The sequence below is a fragment of the Dankookia sp. GCM10030260 genome (assembly GCF_042666655.1).
Taxonomy (GTDB): domain Bacteria; phylum Pseudomonadota; class Alphaproteobacteria; order Acetobacterales; family Acetobacteraceae; genus Paracraurococcus.
Genome location: NZ_JBHTDE010000001.1, coordinates 1239610 through 1263820 on the forward strand (window position 1 = coordinate 1239610; position 24211 = coordinate 1263820).

23 protein-coding genes and 1 riboswitch are annotated in these 24211 nt (G+C 72.1%); of the genes, 10 read left to right on the plus strand and 13 right to left on the minus strand.

Features of this window, described 5'->3' with window-relative positions; all coding sequences use genetic code 11:
• Window positions 1-1001: 1001 nt before the first annotated feature.
• From ACFQS7_RS06010 to ACFQS7_RS06020, 3 genes are read left to right on the plus strand one after another with little or no spacing between them, the layout of a single operon-like run.
• Window positions 1002-1682: a transposase gene (locus ACFQS7_RS06010; protein ID WP_380066109.1), complete on the plus strand. Its 681-nt coding sequence runs from the start codon at window positions 1002-1004 to the stop codon at window positions 1680-1682.
• Window positions 1679-2650 (plus strand): Bug family tripartite tricarboxylate transporter substrate binding protein, encoded by a 972-nt coding sequence (locus tag ACFQS7_RS06015; RefSeq protein WP_380066110.1) that lies wholly within the window; start codon window positions 1679-1681, stop codon window positions 2648-2650. Before ACFQS7_RS06010 ends, ACFQS7_RS06015 begins: the two co-directional genes overlap by 4 nt.
• Before the next feature lie 5 nt (window positions 2651-2655).
• Window positions 2656-3441, plus strand: coding sequence for an NUDIX hydrolase (locus ACFQS7_RS06020; RefSeq protein WP_380066111.1), 786 nt, complete (start codon window positions 2656-2658; stop codon window positions 3439-3441).
• 6 nt (window positions 3442-3447) lie between these two features.
• Here ACFQS7_RS06020 and ACFQS7_RS06025 read toward each other — a convergent pair whose 3' ends face one another.
• Complete coding sequence (locus ACFQS7_RS06025; RefSeq protein WP_380066112.1) at window positions 3448-5385, minus strand: family 16 glycosylhydrolase; 1938 nt, start codon at window positions 5383-5385, stop codon at window positions 3448-3450.
• A gap of 589 nt (window positions 5386-5974) precedes the next feature.
• Here ACFQS7_RS06025 and ACFQS7_RS06030 point away from each other — a divergent pair.
• From ACFQS7_RS06030 to ACFQS7_RS06045, 4 genes are read left to right on the plus strand one after another with little or no spacing between them, the layout of a single operon-like run.
• Window positions 5975-6862, plus strand: a complete 888-nt coding sequence (locus tag ACFQS7_RS06030; RefSeq protein WP_380066113.1) for a cation diffusion facilitator family transporter — start codon at window positions 5975-5977, stop codon at window positions 6860-6862.
• A gap of 23 nt (window positions 6863-6885) precedes the next feature.
• Window positions 6886-7869: an energy transducer TonB gene (locus tag ACFQS7_RS06035; protein ID WP_380066114.1), complete on the plus strand. Its 984-nt coding sequence runs from the start codon at window positions 6886-6888 to the stop codon at window positions 7867-7869.
• Window positions 7870-7880: 11 nt separating this feature from the next.
• A complete protein-coding gene (locus tag ACFQS7_RS06040) occupies window positions 7881-8438 on the plus strand; it encodes a cob(I)yrinic acid a,c-diamide adenosyltransferase (RefSeq protein ID WP_380066115.1) in 558 nt (185 codons plus the stop codon).
• Between the two features lie 46 nt (window positions 8439-8484).
• Entirely contained in the window at window positions 8485-9237 is a 753-nt protein-coding gene (locus tag ACFQS7_RS06045) for an FkbM family methyltransferase (protein ID WP_380066116.1), read from the plus strand.
• Window positions 9238-9257: 20 nt separating this feature from the next.
• On the opposite strand, the gene ACFQS7_RS06050 is transcribed toward ACFQS7_RS06045, so the two are convergent.
• Window positions 9258-11201 (minus strand): arylsulfatase, encoded by a 1944-nt coding sequence (locus tag ACFQS7_RS06050; protein WP_380066117.1) that lies wholly within the window; start codon window positions 11199-11201, stop codon window positions 9258-9260.
• A gap of 25 nt (window positions 11202-11226) precedes the next feature.
• The gene (locus ACFQS7_RS06055) at window positions 11227-12012 is read right to left on the minus strand and encodes a hypothetical protein (RefSeq protein ID WP_380066118.1); all 786 of its coding nucleotides are present in this window, start codon (window positions 12010-12012) and stop codon (window positions 11227-11229) included.
• A gap of 239 nt (window positions 12013-12251) precedes the next feature.
• Here ACFQS7_RS06055 and ACFQS7_RS06060 point away from each other — a divergent pair, with 239 nt between their 5' ends.
• Window positions 12252-12887, plus strand: a complete 636-nt coding sequence (locus ACFQS7_RS06060) for a TetR/AcrR family transcriptional regulator (RefSeq protein ID WP_380066119.1) — start codon at window positions 12252-12254, stop codon at window positions 12885-12887.
• Here the strand turns inward: ACFQS7_RS06060 and ACFQS7_RS06065 are convergent.
• The 8 genes from ACFQS7_RS06065 to nth form a co-directional block, all read right to left on the minus strand.
• Window positions 12884-13210, minus strand: coding sequence for a YnfA family protein (locus ACFQS7_RS06065; RefSeq protein WP_380066120.1), 327 nt, complete (start codon window positions 13208-13210; stop codon window positions 12884-12886). The two genes, ACFQS7_RS06060 and ACFQS7_RS06065, sit on opposite strands and share 4 nt — an antisense overlap.
• Before the next feature lie 50 nt (window positions 13211-13260).
• Window positions 13261-15240 (minus strand): TonB-dependent receptor plug domain-containing protein, encoded by a 1980-nt coding sequence (locus ACFQS7_RS06070; RefSeq protein ID WP_380066121.1) that lies wholly within the window; start codon window positions 15238-15240, stop codon window positions 13261-13263.
• A 142-nt stretch (window positions 15241-15382) separates the two neighbouring features.
• Window positions 15383-15598, minus strand: a riboswitch (cobalamin riboswitch).
• Between the two features lie 85 nt (window positions 15599-15683).
• Window positions 15684-16367 (minus strand): exopolysaccharide biosynthesis protein, encoded by a 684-nt coding sequence (locus tag ACFQS7_RS06075; protein ID WP_380066122.1) that lies wholly within the window; start codon window positions 16365-16367, stop codon window positions 15684-15686.
• 181 nt (window positions 16368-16548) lie between these two features.
• Window positions 16549-17352, minus strand: a complete 804-nt coding sequence (locus tag ACFQS7_RS06080) for an enoyl-CoA hydratase (protein WP_380066123.1) — start codon at window positions 17350-17352, stop codon at window positions 16549-16551.
• Window positions 17349-18536: a CaiB/BaiF CoA transferase family protein gene (locus ACFQS7_RS06085; protein WP_380066124.1), complete on the minus strand. Its 1188-nt coding sequence runs from the start codon at window positions 18534-18536 to the stop codon at window positions 17349-17351. Before ACFQS7_RS06085 ends, ACFQS7_RS06080 begins: the two co-directional genes overlap by 4 nt.
• 91 nt (window positions 18537-18627) lie before the next feature.
• Window positions 18628-19047: a cyclic nucleotide-binding/CBS domain-containing protein gene (locus tag ACFQS7_RS06090; protein WP_380066125.1), complete on the minus strand. Its 420-nt coding sequence runs from the start codon at window positions 19045-19047 to the stop codon at window positions 18628-18630.
• A gap of 108 nt (window positions 19048-19155) precedes the next feature.
• Window positions 19156-20304, minus strand: coding sequence for an iron-containing alcohol dehydrogenase (locus ACFQS7_RS06095; protein WP_380066126.1), 1149 nt, complete (start codon window positions 20302-20304; stop codon window positions 19156-19158).
• A gap of 203 nt (window positions 20305-20507) precedes the next feature.
• The gene (gene nth / locus ACFQS7_RS06100) at window positions 20508-21236 is read right to left on the minus strand and encodes an endonuclease III domain-containing protein (RefSeq protein WP_380066127.1); all 729 of its coding nucleotides are present in this window, start codon (window positions 21234-21236) and stop codon (window positions 20508-20510) included.
• Between the two features lie 56 nt (window positions 21237-21292).
• On the opposite strand from nth, the gene ACFQS7_RS06105 reads away from it, so the two are divergent.
• Both ACFQS7_RS06105 and ACFQS7_RS06110 read left to right on the plus strand, forming a co-directional pair.
• Window positions 21293-21967, plus strand: a complete 675-nt coding sequence (locus ACFQS7_RS06105; RefSeq protein ID WP_380066128.1) for a DUF1194 domain-containing protein — start codon at window positions 21293-21295, stop codon at window positions 21965-21967.
• A gap of 14 nt (window positions 21968-21981) precedes the next feature.
• Window positions 21982-23142, plus strand: a complete 1161-nt coding sequence (locus ACFQS7_RS06110) for a 2-aminoethylphosphonate--pyruvate transaminase (RefSeq protein WP_380066129.1) — start codon at window positions 21982-21984, stop codon at window positions 23140-23142.
• Between the two features lie 39 nt (window positions 23143-23181).
• On the opposite strand, the gene ACFQS7_RS06115 is transcribed toward ACFQS7_RS06110, so the two are convergent.
• Window positions 23182-23832 carry an OmpW family protein gene (locus ACFQS7_RS06115; protein WP_380066130.1) on the minus strand — a complete coding sequence of 217 codons (651 nt, stop codon included), beginning with the start codon at window positions 23830-23832 and terminating at the stop codon, window positions 23182-23184.
• 145 nt (window positions 23833-23977) lie between these two features.
• Window positions 23978-24190 (minus strand): DUF1289 domain-containing protein, encoded by a 213-nt coding sequence (locus ACFQS7_RS06120; protein ID WP_380066131.1) that lies wholly within the window; start codon window positions 24188-24190, stop codon window positions 23978-23980.
• Between the last annotated feature and the right edge of the window lie 21 nt (window positions 24191-24211).

Below are 24211 nucleotides of genomic sequence, written 5' to 3' on the forward strand. Positions count from 1 at the left end.
CGGGAGCGCGGTGTCGACGACCGCGCGGAGCGAGTCGGGGTCCAGCAGCAGGGCGGAGGTGCCGAACGTCGCCGTGACACGGCGGGCCTGTGCCTCGAAGCGCGCGAGGTCGGGCGCCGGCCCGTCGAGGGCTTCGGCGGCGGCGAGCCCGCGGACGATGCCGAGGGGCGGTCGATCTCCCGGTCGAGCGCGAGCGAGAGGCTCTGCGCCGTGAAGCGCAGCCCGTTCTCGACCGCCGCCTGGCGTCCTTCCAACGCCTCCCAGGCCGCGAGGCCGCCGAAGGCGAGTGCGGGCAGCAGCCCCGCGAGCACCAGGCCGAGCAGCAGCGCCGTGAAGCGCAACCGCGGCGGGCGGGCACGGTCCCGACCGCGGCACGGCGAGGTCTCCGCCCCCTCGGAAGGGTAAGCACGGTTCACCGGTCGGACCCTGGCCCCGGTGGCGGGACAGGCGAGGCCGTGCTGCCCCCCTGCGAAAAGGCGACGTGCGCGAGGATGCGTCCGGGCTCGACCGGGATGTGGCCGCGCCCCAGGCTCACCCCCTCGAGGTGCGGCGCGAGACCGGCCTGGTCCTGGCCGAAAAGGCCGTGCGGCAGCGGGTGTCCTGGCGGGAAGGACAACCCGCCTGGGTGCCATGCGGCTGAGCGTCCTGCGGCACCTTCGCCGCCAATTTGTTCTGATATCGCAAAACTCACCGCATGAGGATACCTCACGGTTCCGAGAGATGTCATCGTGGATATACGATATGCCGCTCGGCGGGTGTCAGACATGCGGATCTGTCGTTCGGGGTCAGGAATCCTGTCGTGGCCGGTCGCATGGCGGGCGGACCGCCAGACCTACGCGGCCGCTTTCGCGTAGGCCCCGGTTTCCCTCCCGCAGCGGCGAAGGTCCGATCGGGGCCGGGTCCGGGCGAGCGGATCGCGGTGACGCGGCGAGCCTCATTTTTCGCTTGCGAAAGGACTATTTTCCTGTAAAACATGCTCCGTTTGGTTTGGAGGCCGGCGCATGACCCATTCTCCCCCTGCATCTGCAACCCTGTCGCCGCGGCCCGGCGCGGCGCAGCCGGGGCATGGTCCGGAGACTGCCACCCGCCCCTGGGCCCCGCTCTCCGACCCCGAATGGGCCGCCCTCGCACCGCTCCTCCCGCGCAGCCGCCACCCCGCCTTGCGCCACCGGCTGAACTGCATCCTCGGCGTCGCCGCGCATGGCGTCCCCTGGGTGCCGGCCGGCGGGCAGGGCCCGTTCTGGCCGACCGTCTACCGGCATTTCCACCGCTGGGCCCGCGCCGGCGTCTGGTCCCGCCTGCACCGGGCGGCAGGGGAGGCGGCGGCGCCGCCCGCGCTCCGCGCCCTGGCGGATTGGGCCGCCGCGCTGCATCGCCGCGCCGTCCGCATCGCCCCCCGGCATCAAGCGCTCAATTCGGAAAATCCAAAAACCGTCGCGGCCGAACCCCAGCCCGTCCCGGCCTTTGCGCCTGCCGCCCCCTCCACCGCCTCAACTTTCTTCAGCCCGATTTCAGGCTTTACGCCCCTCAATTCCAAAACCGCTGACTCAAGCTGTCCAGCGGCCCTTCGGCCTTTGGCGGAGTGGCGCGGAGCGGCAGCGCTCCTTAGCGCTTCCCCCCGTTGCCAGGGGCCCCGCCCGGCGGCAGTTTGCCGCAACGGGGAGTGGGAACGCGCCGCATGATGAACCGAAGAGACCTCGGCCTGCTGGCGGCGGCCATGGCCGTCCCGCGCCTGGCGCGCGCCCAGGCCGCCTGGCCCGACCGCACCGTCCGCCTGGTGGTCCCCTTCGGCGCCGGCGGGGCGTCCGACACGCTGGCCCGCACCGTCGCCAATGCCTTCGCCCCGCTGGCCAACGGCCAGGCCATGGTGGTGGAGAATCGCGGCGGCGCCGGCGGCACCATCGCTGGGGCCTTCGTCGCCCAGGCCAAGCCCGACGGCACCACGCTGATGCTGGCCGATCTCGGCGCCAACGCCATCGCGCGGGAGCTGCAGCCGAGCGTCCCCTACGACCCCGCCACCGCCTTCACCCCGATCTGCCACCTGGTGAACCTGCCGCTGGTCCTGGTCGTCCCGGCCTCCCTGCCGGTGCAGGACATGGCCGGATTCGTCGCCTATGCCCGCGCCCATCCCGACATGGCCTATGCGCATCCCGGCATCGGCTATTCCGGCCATCTGGCGCAGGAGCTGATGATCCGCGACCTCGGCCTGAAGATGACGCCGGTGCCCTATCGCAGCGGGGCGGAGGTGGCGCGCAGCATGCTCTCGGCCGAGACGCTGTCGACCTTCATGACCGTCTCCACCGCGCTGCCCTTCATCCGCGAGGGCAAGGTGAAGGCGCTCGCCGTCTCCTCGAAGGGGCCGGTGGCGCTGCTGCCGGGCGTGCCGCCGCTGGCGGCGACCTTGCCGGGGTTCGAGGCGCTGGTCTGGAACGGCATCCTCGGCCCGGCCGGGATGGACCCGGCGGTGGTGGCCGCGGCCAACCGCATCTGCAACGCCATCATGGCGGACCCCGCGGTGGCGGCCAGCGTGCGGGACCGCCAGGCGGCCGACGTGGTGGGCGGCACGCCGGAGCAATTCGGCGCCTTCATCCAGGCCGAGATCGCCCGCTGGACGCCGCTGATCCGCGGCCTCGGCCTGCGGCTGGAGTGAAGGCGATGAGCGAGACGAAGCGGCCGGCCGATCCTGTTCCCGCGCGGCCCGCCGCGACGGTCCTGCTGCTGCGGGACGGCGCGGAGGGGATCGAGGTGTTCATGGTGGTGCGCCACCGCGCCATTGAATTCGCCGGCGGCGCGCTGGTCTTCCCGGGCGGCCGGGTGGAGGCGGACGACCAGGCGCTGGGCGGGGCGGACCCGCTGGACGGCTTCCGCATCGCCGGCATCCGCGAGACCTTCGAGGAGTGCGGCGTGCTGCTGGCCCGGCCGCGCGGGGAGCCCGACCTGATCAGCGCGACGCAGCTGCTGGGGATCGAGGCGCTGCACCGTGCCCGCGTGGCGAAGGGCGAACAGCCGCTGAGCGCCATGCTGGCGGAGGAACGGCTGGAGCCCGCCATCGACGGCATGGTGCATTTCGCCCACTGGGTGACGCCGCTGTCCCGCAGCAAGCGGTTCGACACGCAGTTCTTCCTTGCCGCCGCGCCGCCCGACCAGCTGGCGGTGCATGACGGGCACGAGACCGAGGACAGCGTCTGGATCACCCCGGCGCAGGCGATCCGGGAGGCCAATGCCGGCCAGCGCCGCCTGGTCTTCCCGACCCGGAAGAACCTGGAGAAGCTCGGCCGCTGGGCCACGGTGGCCGAGGCGCTGGCGGCGACGCGCCAGGCCCGGGTGGTGACGGTGATGCCGGAGATGGTGCAGGCGGAGCAGGGCTGGCGCCTGACCATCCCGGTGGAGGCCGACTACGGCGGCGCGGTCTTCGAGGTGCTGGACGCGCCGGCGATCTGACCCGGCTCAGCCGGTGAAGGCATAGTCGGCCTGGGTGAGCGGGGTGGTGGCGTTGGTGACGGTGAGGGTGATGACCGGCGACACGTAGCCGCCATCCGTCACCGTGTAGTACTGCACCGCGCCGCTGCCGCCCTTGTGGTTGAGCTGCGCGGCGGCGGAAAAGCCCTCGAGCCGGAGCAGGTCGTGCTCCCCGCCGCCGGGCAGGCTGCGCTGGAAGTCGATGATCTGGTCGCCGGTGGCGATGGCGCCCTTGCGGAGCACGAAGGTATCGTTGCCGGCGCCGCCCATGACGCGGGAGGTGCCGGGGCCGAAGACGAAGGTATCGTCGCCGGCGCCGGCGGAGAGGTTGAGCGTGCCGGCGCCGGCCGTCACGTGGTCGGCGTGGGCGCTGCCCCAGACGGTATGGGCGAGCTGGGCGGAAAGGCCGCTGGCGTCGAGCTGGATGCCGGACCGTGCCTTGCCGAAATCATACAGGTCGCTGACGCCATCGGGCCGCAGCGAATAGCTGCCGCCGGCGGCCGCGACATCGGCCGGGCCGCGGACGGTGCGGTCGACCGGCGGCGGTTGCGTGGCGCCGTTCTGCCAGACCCGGACATAGTCCACCAGCAGATGCCCCGTCGGCATGCCGGGATCGTATTTGCCGGGCCAGCTGCCGGCATCGCCGACCGCCAGGTTCAGCAGCATGTACATCGGCCGGTGCATGTCGGCGGGCGTCGCCGCCTCGGCGACCTGGTTGCCGTCGACGTACCAGCGGATCCGGTCCGCCTGCCAGTCGAGCCCATAGGTGTGGAAGCCGGCGGACAGGTCCGGCAGCAGGCTGACCTTGGCCGTGGTGGTGGGCCCGGTCGTGGTATGCAGGCTGAAATAGGCGGTGGTCGGGTCCTGGCCGAGCACCTCGAAGATATCGATCTCGGGCGGCCAGCTGCCATCGGTCGGCAGCAGCCAGAAGGCCGGCCAGAAGCCCTGGCCGGAGGGCAGGTCGGCCCGCACCTCGAAGAACCCGTATTGCTGGGCGAAGGACTGCGCGGTGGTCAGGGCGCCGGAGTTGTAGGCCAGCTTCAGCGGGTTGCTGCCCGGGGCGGCGGTGATATCGAGGATGCCGCCCGAAACCTTGAACGGATTCACCCCGACCGAGGCATCCGAGTAGTACTGGGCTTCGCCGTTGGTCGTCAGGGTGCGGAGCTGGTCGACGATCTTCAGCGTGGTCTTCCAGGTGGTGCCGCGGCCATTGGCCGAGGCGCTGAGGCTGTTGAAATCCTCGTTGAAAGTGACCCGCATGCCGGCATGCGTGGGGTCGGCGGGCAGCTGGAAATCCCGCGCCGAGAGCGTCGCCGCCTGGGTGTTGCGCAGCACCAAACTCTCGTTGCCAAGCGTCAGCACCGTGTCGGCGCCGGTCTGGCGCAGCGCCGGCTGCAGCGTGGCGAAGCTGTGCAGCGCATGGTCCTGCAGCAGGATCCTGTCGGTGCCGGGCTGGAAATCGGTGATGACCTCGCTGCCGTTGCCGCGCCGGACGACGAAGGTATCGGCCCCGGCGCCGCCGCTCAGCACGTCGTCCCCGGCGCCGCCATCGAGGGTCTGCGCGCCGTCAGCGCCCGTGATGATGTTGGCGAGCGCGTTGCCCCGGCCGGCGGTGCCGGTCCACATCAGCTGCAGGTTCTCGATGAAGTCGGGCAGCACGAAGGCCGCGGCATAGGACTGCACCGTGTCGATGCCGCCGCCCGCCAATTCCCGCAGCGTGACGTCGGCGGACCAGATGGCATAGGTGTCGTCGCCGGCGCCGCCGGCCAAGGTCGCCGGCCCGTTGGGGGCTGACAGCATGTCGGCGCCGGCGGTGCCGGCCAGGCTGCCGCCCTTCGCGGCGGGGGTGAGCCAGTTGACGACCTTGCCAGACGGGGTCAGCGCAACGGATCTGGCGTTGAGGATAGCCAAGGCGAGTCCTTCCATGCCTGGTGGCAGACACCCCGCGACTTGTTGTGAAGCGCCGCGAGGCAGGGGGCATGGGGCTCACATCCCGCCGGCAAGGTGGCCGGGCCGGGTTAAGCGCCCCCGAAGCGGAGTTTTCGGCCGAAAATTTCGACGAGAAAGTAACGTTTCGATATGGGGCAGCCACGTGGCAGCCGGATCATTCATGAGAATGAGCCAAACGCCAAGAAATCCATCATGGATTGCATGTGGTCAGTAAAAATACCCGAAAAATAGTGCCATCCATCTTACCTAAGGTTATATAATATTGCTTCGGACTTGTATGTTTCGGCAGTGATCTCGCCTGTCTGGCGAATGTCCCGGGTAATTCATTGCCTTGGCACCGGCGGATCAATTCCCTTTGCATAACGGCCTTAGGGGCGCATCTCTTTTTTGAGATCAGAAGCGCGTGCTTCACGCGATCCGCGCCCGCCGCGCCGAGGCACGGGGCGCCGCGATCCGGCCGGTCCCGGCGCGCCGGGGGTTGCCCCCGCCGCGCCGCTCGGGGCATGAACCGCCTCCACCCACGGAGCCTCGCCCCCTTGGCTGCCCCAACCGCCGCCACGCCCCGATGACGCGCGTCGTCCGCCTTGCCGCCGGCAGCGTCGTGATCGCCGCCGCCGTGCTCGCGCTGAAGCTCGGCGCCTGGTGGGTGACGGGCAGCGTCGCGCTGCTGGCCGATGCGCTGGAAAGCGTGGTGAACGTCGCCGCCGCCGGCGCGGCGCTGGTCGCGGTGCACTATTCCGCCCTGCCGGCCGATGCCAACCACCCCTACGGCCATACCAAGGCGGAGTATTTCTCCGCCGTCCTGGAAGGCGCGCTGATCATCGTCGCCGCGCTCGCCATCCTCGACCAGGCCTGGGGCGCCTATGTCGCGCCGCGCGCGCCGGACCATCCGATGGTCGGCCTGCTGATCTCGGCCGCGGCCACCGCCATCAACGCCGGCTGGGCCATCCTGCTGCGGAAGGAGGGCCGGCGCGCCCGCTCCCCCGCCCTGCTGGCCGATGCGCGGCATCTCTTCGCCGACGTGGTCACCTCGATCGGCGTGCTGGTCGGGGTCGCCGCGGTGGCGCTGACCGGCCGGCTCTGGCTCGACCCGCTGATCGCCGCGCTGACCGCGGTCAACATCCTCTGGTCCGGCTGGTACCTGATGCGAGAATCGGTCGGCGGGCTGATGGACGAGGCGGTGGAGCCCGTCCTGCTCGGCCGCATCCGCGGCGCCGTGCAGACCAGCGCCGAGGGGGCGATCGAGGCGCATGACCTGCGCACCCGGCATGCCGGCCGGCTGACCTTCATCGAGTTCCACCTCGTGGTGCCCGGCAGCCTCAGCGTCGACGACGCGCATGTCATCTGCGACCGGATCGAGGCGGCGCTGAAGGCGGAGATCGAGGGCGCCACCATCACCATCCATGTCGAGCCCGAGGGCAAGGCCAAGCACCACGGTGTGCTGGTGCTGTGACGGCGCTGGCGCGCCTGGCCCGGATGCCGCCGGTCCCGGGTGAGCGCGCCGCCGTCCTGCGGCCCCCGCGGCCGCTGCCGTCCTGGGCGCCGCTGCTGTCGCTGCTGCTGCACGCCGCGGCGCTGGGCGCGGTGCTGGTGCTGCTGGAGCGCGGCCAGGCACCCGAGACGCCGCCCGAACGGGGCGTCGAGGTGGTCTGGGACGCGTCCCAGGAAGCCGAGCTGGTGACCGGCGCGCCGTCCCCCGCCCAGCCGCCTTCGGTCGCGGCCCCGCCGGAGCCCGAGGCGCCGCGCGATCCCCCGCCGCCGCCCAGCCCGGCCACGCCGCCGCCCGCCCCGCCGCCGCCGCCGCAGGCGGTGCAGGCACCGCCCGGGATCGCGCCACCGCAGCCGGCGCCGCCGGCCGAGCCGGCCCCGGTCCTGGCCATGCAGCTGCCGCCGCCGCCCCCCGCGGCCGTCAATCCGGTGACCCTGCCACCGCCGCCCCCCGCGGCCGTTGATCCGGTGACCCTGCCGCCGCCTCCGGCCGACGAGCCGGAGCCAGAGGCGGCGGCGGAGGTCCCGCTGCCGCCGCCCATGCCGCCCCCGGCGCCGCGCCCGGAGCCCGCGCGTCAGGTCCCGGCCCGCCAGCAGGCCGCGCCGCCACCCGCGGCCGCGGCCGCCCAGCCGGGCCCGGCCGCCGCGCCCCAGGCGCCGGTGCCGCCCGGGGGCAGCCAGGCGACCGGCCGGGTGACGCCGCCCGGCCTGTTGTCCGGGGTGCGCAACGCCGAGCCGGAATACCCCTTCGCCAGCCGGCAGCGCGGCGAGCAGGGGGTGGTCGGCGTGGTCATCCGCGTGGCCGAGGATGGCTCGGTGCTGGCGGTCGAGGTGGCGCAGAGCTCGGGCCATCCAGCGCTGGACGATTCGGCCCGGCGCGCCGTGCTGCGGTGGAAATTGAAGCCGGCGACGCGGGATGGCGTGCCGATCCCTGGCAGCATCCGCACGGCGATCCATTTCTCCCTGCGATAGGGGACAGGCGCATGGTCAGGCTGGACGTCATCACCACCCGCGGCGGCGACGAGGGCGAGACCTCGCTCGGCGACGGCACCCGGGTGCGCAAGGACACTTTGAGGATCGAGGCGATGGGCGCGGTGGACGAGGCGAATGCCGCGCTCGGCCTGCTGCGGCTGCAGACCGCGGCGATGCCGGCGGAGGATGCGATGCTGGCGCGCATGCAGAACGACCTGTTCGACCTCGGCGCCGATCTCTGCGTCCCCGGCGAGGCCTGGGGAAGGCTGCGGGTGACCCCGGCGCAGTGCCTGCGGCTGGAACGGGAACTCGCCGCGATGAACGCCGAACTGCCGCCGCTGCGCAGCTTCGTGCTGCCCGGCGGCAGCCCGGCGGCGGCGGCGGCGCATCTGGCGCGGACCCTGGCGCGGCGGGCGGAGCGCGGGGTGGTGGCGCTGGCGGCGGCCGAGCCGGTCAACCCGGATGCGGTGCGCTACCTCAACCGGCTGTCCGACCACCTGTTCGTGCTGTCGCGCCGGCTGAACGGCAACGGCGCGGGCGACGTGGTCTGGGTGCCGGGCGGCGCCTGACGCGCTTTCGCTTGCGGGCGGGCGCCCCGGCGGTATCAATCGGGGGATGAGCCCCGACCCCGTTCCCGACCTGGTCTACGACCTCGGCCTGCACCATGGCCTGGATACCGAATTCTATCTGCGGAAGGGATTCCGCGTGGTGGCGCTGGAGGCGCGGCCGGATTTCTGCGCCGAGGTCTCCGCCCGCTTCGCCGCCGAGGTCGAGGCCGGGCGGCTGACCGTGGTGCCCTGCGCGCTGTACCCGCGCGGCGGCGAGACCATCTCCTTCTGGGTCAACCCGGTGAAGGACGACTGGAACAGCGTCTACCGCGACTTCGCCGCCAAGGGCGGCCACGCGGTGCAGGAGATCACCGTGCCGACGGTGACGATGGCCGAGCTGTTCGACCGCTTCGGGGTGCCGCGCTACCTGAAATGCGATATCGAGGGCATGGACGAGGAATGCGCCCGGCAGGTGCTGGCGGATGGGCGGCGGCCGGATTTCGTCTCGATGGAGGCCTCGTCCTTCGACATCTTCGCCTATCTGCGGGCCTGCGGCTACGACCGGGCGCAGCTGGTGAACCAGGCCTTCCACTGGAACAGCCCGCCGCCCGAGCCGGCGCGGGAGGGCCGCCACGCCGCGGTGCAGTTCACCGGCCACCATAGCGGGCTGTTCGGGCGGGAGCTGGACCCGGCGCGGTGGACCGACTTCACCGAGATCACCGAGCGCTGGTTCGACTTCATGCGGCTGTCGCGCCGCGACGGGCTGCTGGCGCATGGCTGGCTGGACGTGCATGCGGCGCGCGGCGAGGCGCTGCGGTAGGCCGCGCCCCCGCCGGCGGCCTACCGGACCGCGTAGCCGCGGCCTTCCATGCAGGCGCCGACGGCCCGCGCATGGGTCGCGCCGGCCTGTTGCTGCTGCGCACTCGCCTGCCGGGCACCCTGGCGCCGGGCGCCGCGTTGCGCCGTGCCACCGGCGACGGCACCGACGGCGGCGCCCTTCCCGGCATCGTTGCCGGTGATGGCCGCGGCCGTCGCCCCGGCCGCGGCGCCCCGAACCCGACCGCCGGCCTGCTTCGGCGGCGGGGCCGCCGGCGCGTTCGGGTTGATCCCGGTCTGCTGCGTCGCCCAGCTCCGGCAGGCGGCCTCGTCCTGCGCCTGCTTCTCCGCCGACTGGCCCTTCGACGGATAGAAGATCGGCTGCTGCGCCATGGCCGCCGCCAGCGGGAGGAGGGCCGCGGCCAGTGTCCAGATCGGGATGAGCCTCATCGGAGCCTCTCTGTCTGCCGGGAACGCATCAGGCGGCCGGTTCAGTCGAATTCGGCGAATTCGAGGGCGGGGGTGATCGGCGGCGCGCCATAGGTGGCGCGCACCATCTCGTTCAGCAGCAGCGGCGGCACGGCTTCCCGCGCCAGCGCGTCGATCCGCGCCTGCAGCCGGGCGACGATCTCGGGGTTGGCGGCGGCGAGGTTGGTGGTCTCCGACGGGTCCTTCGCCAGGTCGTACAGCTCGACCCGCGCCGGCAGCAGGGCGGCGACCAGCAGCTTCCAGTCGCCCTGGCGGACCGCGGCGCGGAAGGGCTCGACGTTGTAGACGATCTCGGTCCGGGGGGGAGGGCGCCTTGCCGGTCACCAGCGGCCAGATGTCGACCCCGTCCAGCGGCTTCGACTTCGCCAGCGGGGCGCCGGCCAGCCCGGCCAGGGTCGGCAGCATGTCGACGACATGCGCCAGCCCGTCGACCTTGCCGGCCGGGATCCGGCCCGGCCAGTTCATCACCGCCGCGGCGCGCGTGCCGCCCTCGTACAGGGTGCCCTTGCCGTTCCGCAGCGGCGCGTTGTCCGGCGGGATCTCGCCCTTCACCGGCGTGTCGCCGGTGAACATGGCCGAGCGCGTGCCGCCATTGTCGCTGTGGAAGACGATCAGCGTGTCGTCGCGCATGCCCCGCTTCTCCAGCGCGGCGACGACGCGGCCGATCTGGTCGTCCATGGCGCTGACCTGCGCCGCATAGGCGCGGCGGTTCGGGTCGGCGATGTGGGCATACTTGTCGAGCCAGGCCTTCGGCGCCTGGTAGGGCGTGTGCGGCGCGGTGAAGGCCAGATAGAGGAAGAGCGGCCTGGCCTTGTCGTGGCCGGCGATGATCTTCGCCGCCTCCTGCCCGAACAGGGTGGTGTCGTAGCCTTCTTCCTTGACCACCTTGTTGTCGCGGTACCAGTCGCGCACGCCGTGCGAGGAATGCTTGAAGTGGTCGATCTCGCCGACCAGGGCGCCGTAGAAGGAATCGAACCCGCGCTGGCGCGGCCACATCCCGGGCTTGCCGTGGCCGACATGCCACTTGCCGACCATGGCGGTGCGGTAGCCGGCGGCCTTCAGCGCCTGCGGCAGCAGGTATTCGTCCTGCGCCAGCCCATAGGTCGCGCCGGCGGGGATGACGCCGGTCTGCAGCCCGTAGCGCATCGGGTAGCGCCCGGTCAGGAAGGCCGCGCGGGACGGGGTGCACATCGGCTCGACGTAGAACTGCCCGAGCTTCGCGCCGCCCTCGGCCAGCCGGTCGATGTTCGGCGTGCGGATGTCGGAGCCCTGGAAGCCGACATCCTTCCAGCCCTGGTCGTCCGAGAGGATGTAGACGATGTGCGGCGGGCGGGCCGGCTTCGCCGGCTGCGCCATGGCCTGGCCGGCGCCCGGGCCGGCGCCGAGCCCCGCCGCGGCGGCGAAGGCGGCGCCGCCGAGCAGCATGTCGCGCCGCGTCCTGCCGCCGGCGGCGGGCGTCGTCTCGCTGTTGCGGTCCATGGCGTATTCTCCCTGCAGGCTGCGGTCAGAAGCGGAAGGTGGCGCCGACGATCGGCCCGCTGAGATGCATGTTCTGATGCACCGGGACCGAGCCGTAGGAGAAGGAGAGGTGCCGGTAGCCGGCCCGCAGCACGGTCGATTCGCCGATCTGGTAGTCGGCGGTGCCGAGCAGCTGCCAGGTCTGCTGGGTCGAGGAGGTGGCGCCGAAATCGGCCGCCAGGGTCGCGCCCCAGCGCGGCGCGATGGCGACGTGGTAGCGCAGGCCGATGAGCGGGTCCGCCCAGGTCGCGCCGGGGCTCTTCGAGGTGCCGGGCAGCAGGCCGGCATCGAGCGAGAATTTGGTCGACAGCCCGAAGGCGCGGACGCCGAGGCCGAGGTCGAGCGTGTGCACGCCGGTGTCCAGCACCCGCGCGGAGAAGAGCGCCGATCCGATGACCTGGGTGAGCTGGACGTCGCCGCCGGCATAGAGCGGGCCGTTGACCGGCTTGAGGTCGGCCTTGACCGAGATGGCGAGGATGTCGGCGGTCACCCCGAAGCGGCCGTAGCGGAGTTCCGCCGCGCCCATCAGCGGAATGGCGTTCAGGTTGTCCAGCACGTCGCCGAAGCGGGCGGAGACCTCCTGGCCCGAGCGGTCGGGCAGCGGGGTGCGCAGCGAGCCGCTGAGGCCGGCGACCCACAGATAGGGGGTGAGGTCGAGGCGAAGCTGCGGCGCGGCGGCGTCCTGCGCCGCGGCCGGGCCGGCGGCGAGGGCCAGGCCGAGTGCGGCGCCTGCCAGGCGCGACCGTAGTGTCACCGCGCGATATCCGGCCATTCCCCCAGGTGCTCCCATCCCCGATGCCGTCGCCCGCGCCGCCACGGCCGCCCGGTGGGTGCCCCCGTCCGATGCGGGGGCGCCGTGGCGGCGGCGGCGTTGCGGGCCATGGCGCAGCCCTGCGCCACGGATTGACGATTTCGTCAAATTGACGGAACCGTCAAGCAGAATTCGACCGCGTGGCGGAATTGTCCTATACGCGATGTCTTCCCAGCCATGGTCGGCGGTCCAACAGCGTGATGGCAACCCGGCCGGAGATCGGCCAGCACAAGCGTCTGCGCACCCGCACGGCCCTGGTCGAGGCGGCGATGCGCGTCTTTGCCCGGCTCGGCCCCGATACTCCGGTGATCGGCGACTTCATCGCCGAGGCCGGGGTGGCGCGCGGCACATTCTACAACTATTTCAAGACCAAGGAAGAACTGCTGATCGCCGTGGCGGCCGTCATTGCCGACCGGATCCAGGCGGAGACCCGCATGCTGCGCGGCCTGGTCGATCCCGCCGACCGGGTCGCCTGCACCGTGCGGCTGTTCATCCGGCAGGCCGCCGCCGATGCGACCTGGGGCTGGATCATCGTCCGCGTCGCGCTGATCGCCGCGCCGCTGGGCGAGACGATGCGGGCCGACCTCGCCACCGACATCGCCGATGGCATCGCGGCCGGCCGGTTCCAGGTCGCCGCGCCGCAGGTCGCCTACGACCTGGTGCTGGGTGCTGGGCTGATGGGCATGCGCTCGGTGCTGCGCGGGGAGGCCGCGCCCGGCCATGCCGAGGCGGTGGCGCGGATGCTGCTGCTGGCGCTCGGCGTCGCCGATGCGGCGGAGGTCGCGGCCAGGCCGATGGCCGAGGCCGACATCCTGGCGCGGTCGCCGCGCGCCTAGCCGCGCGCCGCGCCGGCCAGGATGACGCCGGCCCCGGCCAGGCAGAGCATCGCCCCGGCCAGGTCCCAGCCGCTCGGCGCCTGGCCCTCCACCGCCCAGAGCCAGCCGAGCGAGGCCGCGATGTAGACCCCGCCATAGGCGGCGAAGGCGCGGCCCGCGGCATCCGCCTCCACCCAGGTCAGCGCCCAGGCGAACAGGAACAACGAGGCCGCGCCGGGCAGCAGCCAGAGGGCGCTCGCCCCCTGCCGCAGCACCGCCCAGGCGGCGAAGCAGCCGGCGATCTCGGCAAGCGCGGCGAGGAGATAGGCGAGGGCGCTGGTCATGCGGCGCAGGCTACCGCGCCGCATCGCCCGCTGCAGCCATGCCTCCGCCGCTACAGCGCGAAGCGCGTGCCGACCAACAGGCTCCGACCCGGGGTGACGAAGCCATTCACCGGCTCCCACCGGCTGTTGCCGAGGTTGCGCGCCTCAAGGAACAGCGCCGCCTGGTCGAAGGCCTGCCAACTGGCCGTGACGTTCACCACCGTCCCCGCCGGATTGCTGCGGGCGTAGGGGTAGGCGGTGCCGTCGTTGGCGTAGCTGGCGAAGGCGCCTTCCGGGCTGCGGCCGGTGAAGAGCAGCGTCGGCGCCACCACCACCCTGGGCATCGGCACGATCCGCGCGGTCAGGCTCACCACCGTCTCGGGCCGGCGCGGCAGGCGGCGGTCGGTCTCGGCGTCGAAGGCCTCGGTGATGGTCCAGGCCGTCGTGGTCTCCAGCCAGGTCGCCGGGCGCAATGTCAGCCCCAGCTCCGCGCCATGGATGTTGGCGCGGTTGATGTTGGCATAGGTGCTGCCGGTCGGGCCGAAGACGTTGATGATCTGGTCGCGCACCCGGCTCTGGAAGAAGGTCCAGCTCGCGGTGGCGAAGCGAGCCCTGCCGAAGCCGGGCAGGTCGGTGTCGCTGCCGATCTCCCAGCCGAAGCTGCGTTCCGGCTTCAGGTCGGGATTGCCGGTCGAGACCTGGAAGCCGTCGAAGCTGCCGATGCCGTAGCGCTCGAACAGCGAGGGGGCGCGGAAGGCGGTGCCGGCGGTCAGGCGCAGGCGCGAATTCAGCTCCGGCAGCGCCAGGGCGGCGCCGAGCTTCCAGGTGGTGGCCCCCTCGACGCCGGTGACGTTGTCCTGCCGCAGCCCGCCCGAGAGGTCGAGCCGGTCGAGCAGCCGGTACTGCAGCGACGCCCAGCCGGCGGTGGTGTGCTGCTGCGCGCGCAGGTTGCTGGTGAAGTCGCCGAAATCGGAGGGGAAGGACTGCGTCGTCCGCGCGTCCTCCAGCGTATGGGTCACGCCGAAGCCGAGCGCGCCGTCGGTGAAGGGCCCGGCCGTGGGGAGCCGCACGGTATTGCCCCAGTCCAGGCCGGTGCGGGTGCCGCGGAAGCGGGAATCCTCCCGGGTGAAGGCATCGAACTGGTCGGGCAGGTTGGTGTAGCGGCGGGTCTGCTCGGTCGAGAAGACCCGCATCCCGGTGGTCCAGGCGCCGTCCAGCAGCTTCGTCTCGCCGCGGATCTGCCCGGCCCAGCGGCGGTCGCGGCCGCTGTAGTTCGGGTCGTCCTGGGGGACGTTGTCGAGGCCGAATTTGTTCTCCCGCCAGCGCAGCAGCGCCTCGAAGCGCGTGCCCTCGAGCGGCGTCCAGCCCAGCCGCGCGGTGCCGGTGGCGCCGCGGAAGCCGTCGCGCTCGGGGATATTGGCCTCGAAGCGCGGCGCCATGGCGTTGGAGCCGCGGGTGGACTGGGAGAAGCCGGACATCAGGTAGTCGAAGGCACCCACCGTGCCGGTGGCGCCGAGCCCGCCGCGCAGCGTGTTCTGGGTGCCGCCGGCGAGCTCGCCATAGGGCTGGAAGGCGCGGTCCGGCGCGGCGCGGCGGGTGATCAGGTTGACCACGCCGCCGATCGCCGAGGACCCATAGAGCGAGGAGAGCGGCCCGCGCACCACCTCGATCCGCTCGACGTCGAACAGCAGGTCCTGGCCGAAGTCGAAGCCGCCGGTGGGCGCGCCGACATCGTTGGCCGGGACGCCGTCGATCAGCACCAGGACGTTGCCGCTGCCGGTGCCGCGCAGGAAGGCCGAGGTGAGCTGTCCCGGCCCGCCCTGCGGCGCGATGCGCAGGCCGGGGACGGCGGTCAGCGCCTCCGCCAGGGTCTGGTAGCCGCGCTCCTCGATCTCCTGGCGGGTGATGACGGTGGCGGCGGCCGGCACGCGCTCCTGCGGCGTCGGGATGCGGGTGCCGGTGACGATGGTGTCGGGCAGGGCGGTCTGGGCATGGGCAAGGCAGGGCAATGCGGCGATGCCGCATGCCAGGGCCAGGGTGATGCGTCGCATGATGGGTTCCCCCTGCGGCGTTGACGAACGAGCCCCGGCCCGAATGGGGCCGGGACGACGGGCGTCGTTCCCGCAGACGGAGGCACCCCGCCAAGGCGGAAGGCCTGTGATCCGGTGCGCCGGTGCACCCCGCCCGGCACGCGCGAGACAACTCTGCGCCGGCCGGTCTCCTGGCTCACGGTGGGGGAGTCCGGGGACCCCCGCGGTCCTGCCGCCTTCTCGCACCGCAGGGTGCAATGGCGAATGGCAGGACCTCACCGCCTACAGTTGCGAGGGCAGCCGCGGCCTGACCGGATCGCTCCGGCCTCGCGCGTTCCCGTTTCAGCCCTTGCGGGCCACCGGCGCATGGATGCGGTGTAGCAGCCGGGCCGGCCCGAGGGCAGGGGGCTTGGCCCGCTTGGGCCTTGCGTGCCGAAGCTGTGTCGCCATGCCTGCCGACAGGGCTAGAACATCCAGCCCAGCGCCTTGATCCCAAGCCAGCAAACCATGCCGAGCACCGCCGTGGCGAAGGCGCAGCCGCCGATGGTCAGGCCGATGCCCCAGGCGGTGGTGCGGTTGTCGTGCTCGACCAGCCCGAGCGCCATGACGATGGCGCCGAAGGCCGGCGGCCCGTTGGTGCCGGGTCCGGGCAGGATCAGCATCAGCGCCACATAGGCGATCAGCCAGCCGAACACCCTGTCCCCCAGGGGCGAGACGAAGACGCCGGGCCGCGGCTTCACGAAATGCTCGACCTTGCGCAGCCATTTGGAAGAGGAGCCTGCGAGCCGCAGCAGGTCCTCCCGCTTGATGCTCTGGCGGGCGATGAAGCCCGGCAGCTTCGGCACGCTGCGGCCGAGCCCCATCTGCACGCCGAGGATCAGCACCGGCGTGCCGAAGACCGAGGCCATGCCGGGCAGCAGGGAGGGCAGCAGCAGCAGCAGGATCAGCAGGCCGAAGGCGCGGTCGCCGAAGGCCAGGGCCATGTCGCCGAGGCTGATGCGCTCATTGGGAAAGCGGGCCGCCACTTCGGCGACGATGCGGGAAATCGGTGCGCCGGCGGCGTCATGCCCCTGGTCGTGCCCGAGGTCAGGCCCAAGATCGCGCGTAGACGATGCCGCAACGATCGGCGCCTCGATATTCCCATCCATTCCCGGTCTCAGACCCTTCGTCCCAGTCCAGGCCCGACCGCGCTGCGGCCGGACCGCCAAAAGCCTCGCCATGCGGCCCTTCTTTTCGAGCCCGTCACGGTTACCCTATCCTAAGGGCAAGCGGCCCGCCATGCACCGGGAATCTCGGTGAAACCCCAACCGGGCGGGCCGGCCGATCCTGTCAGCTCCCGGTAAAGGCCGGCTTGCGCTTCTCCATGAAGGCGCGGCGGCCTTCCTTGTAGTCGGCGCTGTCGAAGCAGGCGGCCATGGCGGCGCGGATCCTGCCCATGTCGCGGTCGGCCGCGTCCTGCAGCACCGCCTTCACCGTCTGCTTGTTGGTGGTCAGCGAGAGCGGCGCGTTGCTTGCGAGCGTCGCGGTCAGCCGGTCGACCTCGGCCTCCAGCTGGTCGACCGGGACGACCTTGTTGACCAGGCCGATCCGCTCGGCCTCCTTCGCGCCGAAGCGCTCGCCGGTCATCAGGATCATGTGGGCATGCGCCGGGCCGACCAGGTCGACCAGGGCACGCACCATGTCGAAGCCGTAGGCGATGGAGAGCTTCGCCGCCGGGATGCCGAACTGACTGTCGTCGGAGGCGATGCGGATGTCGGTGGACATCGCGATGCCCAGGCCGCCGCCCATGCAGAAGCCGCGGATCTGCGCGATCACCGGCTTGGCATAGTGCGACAGCTTCAACCGGCCGGCGCTGGTGACGCGGTCGTATTCCTGCTGCGCATCGGCGTTGCTGCGCACCTTCTCGAACTGGCTGATGTCGGCGCCCGAGACGAAGGCCTTGTCGCCGGCGCCGGCCAGGACGACGCAGCGCACGTTGCTGTCTTCGGCAAACAGGTCGAGTGCGGCGCCCATCCCCTCCCACATGTTGACCGACATGGCATTGCGCTTCTCGGGCTGGTTGAACACCACCCGGCCGACGCCGTCCTTGACGCTGGCGAGGATCTTGCCGTCCGCGAATTCCATGTTGCTCATGCCCCGCCCAAAGCTCCCTTGGCCTTCAGATCCGCGATCTCCTCCGCGGTGAGGCCGGCTTCCGCCAGGATCTCGTCGTTGTGCTCGCCGAGGTTCGGCATGTCCCGGTAGAAGCCGGTCTCGACGCCCTCGATGTTCACCGGCTGGGCCACGACCTTGATGTCGCCGCGGGTGCGGTGCCGCATCGGCATCGCCATCTCCAGGTGCTGCACCTGCGGGTCCTCGAAGACCTCGCGGATGTTGTTCACCGGGCCGCAGGGGATGCCGGCTTCCTCGAGCTTGTCGATCCAGTAGTCGGAGGAATGCTGCCGGGTGACCTCGGCGATCACCGCGTTGATCCGCTGGCGGTCGCGCGAACGGCCGCCGTTGGTCTTCCACTCCTCGACCTCCAGCCATTCCTCGTGGCCGGCTGCCTTGCAGAAATTGGTCCAGAGCTTGGGCGAGGACGCCGCGATGTTGATCGGCTTGTCGGTGGTCGGGAAGACGCCCATCGGGATGTTGACGGGGTGGTCGTTGCCGGCCTGTCCCGCCACTTCCCCGTCCATCAGGAAGCGGCTGGCCTGGAAGTCCAGCATGAAGACCTGGGCCTCCAGCAGGGAGGTATGGACATAGCCGCCCTGGCCGGTGCGCTCCCGGTCGTAGAGCTTCATCATGATCCCCATGGCCAGCAGGTTGCCGGCGGTGAGGTCGTTGATCGGGATGCCGACCCGCATCGGCCCGCGCCCCGGCTCGCCGGTGATGGTCATCAGCCCGCCCATGCCCTGCGCGATCTGGTCGACGCCGCCGCGCTTGGAATAGGGCCCGGTCTGCCCGAAGCCGGAGATCGAGGCGTAGATCAGCCGCGGGTTGATCGCCTTGAGGTCGTCATAGGCGATCTTCAGGCGGTGCTTGACCTGCATCCGCATGTTCTCGACCAGGATGTCCGCGGTCGCCGCCACCTTGAGGAAGGCGGCCAAGCCGGCCGGGTTCTTCAGGTCGATCGACAGGCCGCGCTTGTTGCGGTGCAGGTTGACCTGGTCGAAGCCGTCGCGGGCGCCGCCGAGCCCGTCGCCCTGGCCGGGCGGCTCCACCCGGATGATCTCGGCGCCCCAGTCGGCGAGGTGGCGGACGCAGGTCGGGCCGGCGCGGGCCAAGGTGAGGTCGAGGACGCGGAGACCGGCCAGCGGAAGACGGGTCTCGGCCATCAATTTAGGATCGATCGGACTTTCGGGCATCGGTTCCTCCCGGGATGGCGGGAAGACTAAGGCCCGGCGCGCGGGGTGGCCAGATGGGGCGCTACAGCTTCTCCCAGAGGTCGCTCTCCGCCTCCAGCCGCCCGCTCTCGTCGGCCAGGAAATCCCCGCGCGAGACGATGCCGACCAGCCGGTGGCCGTCCACCACCGGGATGTGGCGGAAGCCGCCGTCGCGCATCAGCCGCAGCGCCTCGATCGCCGTCGCCTGCGGCGCGCAGCATTCGGGATTCCGGGTCATCGCGTCCTGCAGCCGCGTCGTCGGGTTGAGGCCCTCCGCCAGGATGCGGCGGATGGCGTCCCGCCCGGTGAAGATGCCGAGCAGCCGGCCCTGCGGGTCGGTCACCAGGATGGCGCCGACGCGATGGTTGCGCATCTCCTGGCAGGCATGCTGGACGCTCGCCTCGGGCGGCAGGGTGATGGGATGCCGCCGGGTGATGATCTCGTGCATGTGGCGGTTGGTCATGACGCCCATCCCTCCCCGTTGCCGTTCTGCGACGGCCGCGGGAGCATCCGCCCCGGCGGCGGCGGCCTCCTTGATCCGCCGCAACCCCCGGCCTCGCATTCGCGTGGGTCAGGCCGCCAGGGCCAGGATCTCCATCACCTGCGCCGGCCCGGCGATGGGCCGGGGGTTGCGCGGCACCCAGGGGGTCGCCATCGCCGCCTCGGCGATCCGCGGGAAGGCGTCGCGGCTGATCCCCACCGCGGCCAGGCTGCGCGGCATCCCGAGCCCGCCGATGAAGCTGTCCAGCAGGTCGCCCGCCGCCGCCCCCGGCGCGCCCATCGCCGCCGCCACCAGCGCCTGCCGCCCGGCGGCATCGGCCGCGGCGTTCCAGCGCATCACCGCCGGCAGCATGATGCAGGAGGTATGCCCGTGCGGCACCCCGAAGGCGGCGCCGAGCACGTAGCCGATGCCATGGCTCGCCCCCATCGGCACCCCGGTCGCCAGCGGCGCCATCGAAAGCCAGGAGCCGAGCTGGCAATCCATCCGCGCGTCGAGGTCCCCCGGATCGGCCTTCACCCGCCGCATCCCATCGACCAGCAGCGACAGGCCGCGCAGCGCCTGGGCATCGGCGAAGGGATGCGCCGCGGCCGAGCAGATGCCCTCGACGCAATGGTCCACCGCGCGGATGCCGGTCGAGAGGAACAGCCATTCCGGCGTGTGCCGGGTCAGCGCCGGGTCCAGCACCACGGCCGCGGGGATGATGCGCGGGTGGCGCAGCATCTCCTTCACCCGGGTCGCCTCGTTGGTGACGCCGGCGATGGCGCTGAACTCGCCGGCCGACAGGGTGGTCGGCACCGCGATCTGCCGCACCACGGGCGGCGCCCCGGCCTTCCCGTCGCGCAGCGCATCCATCGCCTCGGCCGTGGCGGTGCCGTTGGCCAGGCAGAGCTGCACCGCCTTGGCCGCGTCGGTGACCGAGCCGCCGCCGACGGTGACAATCAGGTCGGCCCCGGCCGCCCGCGCCATCGCCGTCGCGGCGAGGACCGCCTCGCGCGGGGTATGCGCCGGCATCCGGTCGAAGACCGCGGCCACCTTGTTGCCGAGCGCGGCGCGGATGCGGGCGATCGCGTCGGTCTCTCGCTGCAGGGTACCGCTGACCATGAGGAAGATGCGCTCGGCGCCGGCCTTCTCGGCCAGTGCGGCCACCGCCTCGGCGGCGGGGCGGCCGAAGACCACCTCCTCCATCGCGCTGAAGACCACGCGGCCCTGCTGGGTCATGCCTCGTCCCTCCCTGGTTCTTTCCGCTTAGCATAAGCGGGTGGGAGACCGGGGCGCGCGTGGTTTCGCAGCTGGGGCGGCAAGGCCAGAGAGGAGGTATCCTCCTAGGCCCCTCATCTGTTTCCGTGGGCTGGCGCCTGCCGCGCGGCGGGTGCCAGCCCACGGAAAGGAAGGCTGGGGTTCGGGGAGGGAGGACCTTTTCCTCACCCGGACGCCGTGCCCAGCCGCGCCTGCCCCTCCGGGCAGAGGTCGCGCAGCGCGCAGCGGCCGCAGGCCGGGCCGCGGAAGAAGCAGCAGCGCTGGCCGTGCCGCATCAGCATCTGGTGGTGGTCGTAGAAGGCCTGGGCGTCCCAGTCCTCCGGCAGCAGCGCCGCCAGCACCAGGTGCGACGGCCCGACCGCGAGGCCCTTGGGGATCAGCCCGAGCCGCGCCGCGACCCGGTGGTGGTGGCTGTCCACCGGCAGCGCCCGGCCGCGCAGCGTGCTGAAGGACAGCACCGCGGCGGCGGTCTTCGGCCCGACCCCGGGCAGCGCGGCGAGCCAGGCCGCGGCCTCGGCCTCCGGCATGCCGGCCAGGTGCGAGAGGTCGAGCAGCCCCTGGCGCTCGGTCAGCGCGCGGAGCGTCCGCTGCAGGGCGGGCGCCTTGGCCTCCGGCCAGGTGACGCCCTCGATCGCCCGCTCGACCTCGGCCACCGGCGCGTCCCGCACCGCCGCCCAGTCGGGGAAGCGCGCCCGCAGGCTGGCGAAGGCCCGGGCGCTGTCGGCGTTCTTGGTCCGGTGCGACAGCAGCGAGGAGACAAGCTCGTCCAGCGGGGCGAGGGCGTGGAAATAGCTGACGGGGCAGCCGTATTCGGCGCAGAGGCGGCGATGCGCCTCCAGCGCCAGGTCGCGTTTCGCGGCATCCGGCGCGGGGGCCAGGCGGGAGAGGGGCATGCCAGGCCCAACGAGCGCGGCGACGCCGGGTTCTTGCCGCGCTATGCGGGAAGGCGATGGAGCCCGTCGACCTCGCCCTCTGCCTCGCCGTCGATGTCTCGGCCAGCGTCGACTACGACGAGTTCGGCCTGATGATCGGCGGCTATGCCGCCGCCTTCCGCGACCCCGGCATCGCCGCCGCCTGCGCCGCCGGGCCGCGCGGGGCGATCGCGGTGGCGGTGCTGTTCTGGTCCGGTGCCTGGCCCACGATGCGGCCGCCCTCGGGCGGGCCGGAGGTGGCGGTGCCCTGGATGCGTGTGGACGGGCCGGCGGCCGCCGCGGCGCTGGCGGAGGCGATCGACAATGCGCCGCGCCTGCCGCTGCCGGGCGCGACGGCCCTGGGGGAGGGGATGGCGGCCGGCCTCGCCTTGCTGGCGCGCTGCCCGGCGCCGGCGACCCGGCTGGTGCTCGATGTCTCGGGCGATGGCCGGCACAACCAGGGCCGGCCGCCCGGCCCGGTGCGCGACATCGGCGCCGCCGCCGGTGTCACCCTCAATGGCCTCGCGGTGCTGAACGAGGAGCCCGACCTGCTCGACCACTACCGCGCCGAGGTGATCGGCGGCCCCGGCAGCTTCGCCCTGGACTGCCCGGACTATGCCGCCTTCGCCCAGGCGATCCGGGAAAAGCTGGCGCGGGAGATCGGCGGGCTTCTCCTCTCGCGCCTCGATCGGCTATCTCCCGCGACCTACTGACAGGTGCGGATCTCATGCTGCTGCTGATTCCAGGCCCGGTGCAGACGAGGCCCGAGACCCGTGCCGCCATGGCGCAGGACATCGCCCCCTGGGACAACGACTTCCGCCCGACCTACGCCTCGATCCGCGAGCGCGTCCGGGTGCTGGCCGGCGGGGTCGACGGGGTGCATGCCACCCTGCCGCTGCAGGGCTGCGGCCATTTCATCATGGAAGCGGCGATCCGCACCTTCGTCCCCGCCGGCGCGAAGCTGCTGATCCCGCAGAACGGCGCCTATGCCGACCGCGCCGTCCGGCTGGCGACGGAGGCCGGACGCGTCGTGGTGGCGCTGCCCGGGCCGGACACGCGCTCGGTCACCGCGGCCGAGATCGCCGCGGCGCTCGCGGCCGACCCGGAGATCGGCCATGTCGCGATGATCCACAACGAGACGGGCAGCGGCATCGTCAACGATGCCGAGGCGGTGGGCGCCGCGGTGCGGGCGGCCGGGCGGCGGCTGATCCTCGACTCGGTCTCGGCCTTCGGGGCGGTGCCGATCGACCTGTCGCAGCATCCGGAGATCGACGTGCTGGTCTTCACCAGCGGCAAATGCCTGGAAGGCCTGCCGGGGATCGGCTTCGCGGTGGCGCGGATCGATAGCGTGACGGCCGCGGCGGGCAATGCCGGGTCCTGGTCCTTCGACCTGTCCGACATCCATGCCCACGCGCTGCGGGCCGGCTGGGGCAGCTTCCGCTTCACCCCGCCGGTGCAGGCGCTGGCGGCCTTCAGCGTGGCGCTCGACCTGCATGGCAAGGAGGGTGGCCAGCCCGCGCGGCTGGCGCGCTACCGGGAGAATGTGCGGGTGATGTACGAGGGGATGCGGGCGCTCGGCCTGACGCCCTATCTGGACTGGGCGGATCAGGGGCCGGTGATCGTCACCGTGCACCAGCCGGCCGACCCGGCCTTCGAGCTGCAGCCCTTCGTCGATGCGCTGAAGCGCCGCGGCGTGCTGATCAGCAATTTCTGGAACACCCAGGCGCCGACCTTCCGCGTGGGCTGCATCGGCGCGGTGACGCCGGAGGACATCCGCGGCGCGGTGGCGGCGATCGACGGGGCGCTGGAGGAACTCGGGGTGACCCGGCGCGCGGCCTCGGGCAACGAGGCGCCGCGGCAGAAGACCTCGGCGCGCGACGACGACTGAGCGCGGGGCGCGGCCCGGATGCCGGGCCGCGCCGCTCAATCAGAAGCGGTAGCGGACGCTCGCCCCGATCACCCAGGGGTCGAGGTTCGCCTTGGCGGTCACCGTGCCGGAGTTCACGCTCACATCCGGCCGCAGCAGGATCTTCTTCGCGTCCACGTTCAGCAGCCAGTTCGGCGCCAGCTCGTAGTCCACGCCGACCACCGCGGCGAAGGCCGGGGTGCTGTCGATGCGGACGCGGCTGACCGGCGGGGTCTTGTTGCCGCTGTAGCCATAGAAGAAGGTGTAGTTCAGGCCCATGCCGAAATAGGGGCTGATCCGCGAGTCCGGCAGCGGGTGGATCTGCAGGGTCAGGGTCGGCGGCAGCACCCAGACGCTGCCCAGCTTCACGTCGCCGAGCGCCGAGCCCTTGACGCTGACATCGTGCTGCGAGGTGGCGGCGATCAGGTTCAGCGCCACCTGCGGCACCATGAAATAGGTGAAGTCCAGCTGGGCGGTGCCGCTGTTGCTGGCTTCCGGCTTGCCGCCGATGCTGGTGCTGCCGCCGTTGCCGGGCAGCACGGCGATGCCGCCCAGGCCGACGACGAAGTCGCCCGCCTTCTTGCCACGTGGCGCGTCCTGCGCGGCGGCGCCGGTGACGGCGATGGCGGCCAGGGCGACGGCACCGGCCAGCTTACCAAGGGTCTTGCGCATGTCTCTCGATCCGTTGCGGGCGGCGTTGCCGCTGCGGGTCGGGATAGGCGCGCGAACGTCGCGCGACCTTGATCCGGATCAAGTTGCGGATGAAACCACTTTCCGCTGCCACCACGCCGTGGCCGGAAAGCCACAGCGGCCCGGGTCAGTCCTTGTGCTTCTTCTTGGCCGCCGCCGCCCCGGTGCGTTCGCCGGCCGCGGCCAGCGCCGTCAGCCGCCCGGGCAGCATGCTGCGGATCTCCGGCCGGCGTTCCTTGGCCTTCTTCCAGTGCTTCTTGTCCTTGCGGGTCATCCCGCAGCCAAGGCACCAGCCGGTCGCCTCGTCATAGCGGCACACATCGATACAGGGGCTTGCCATGCCGGCCCAAAGCCGCCGGCG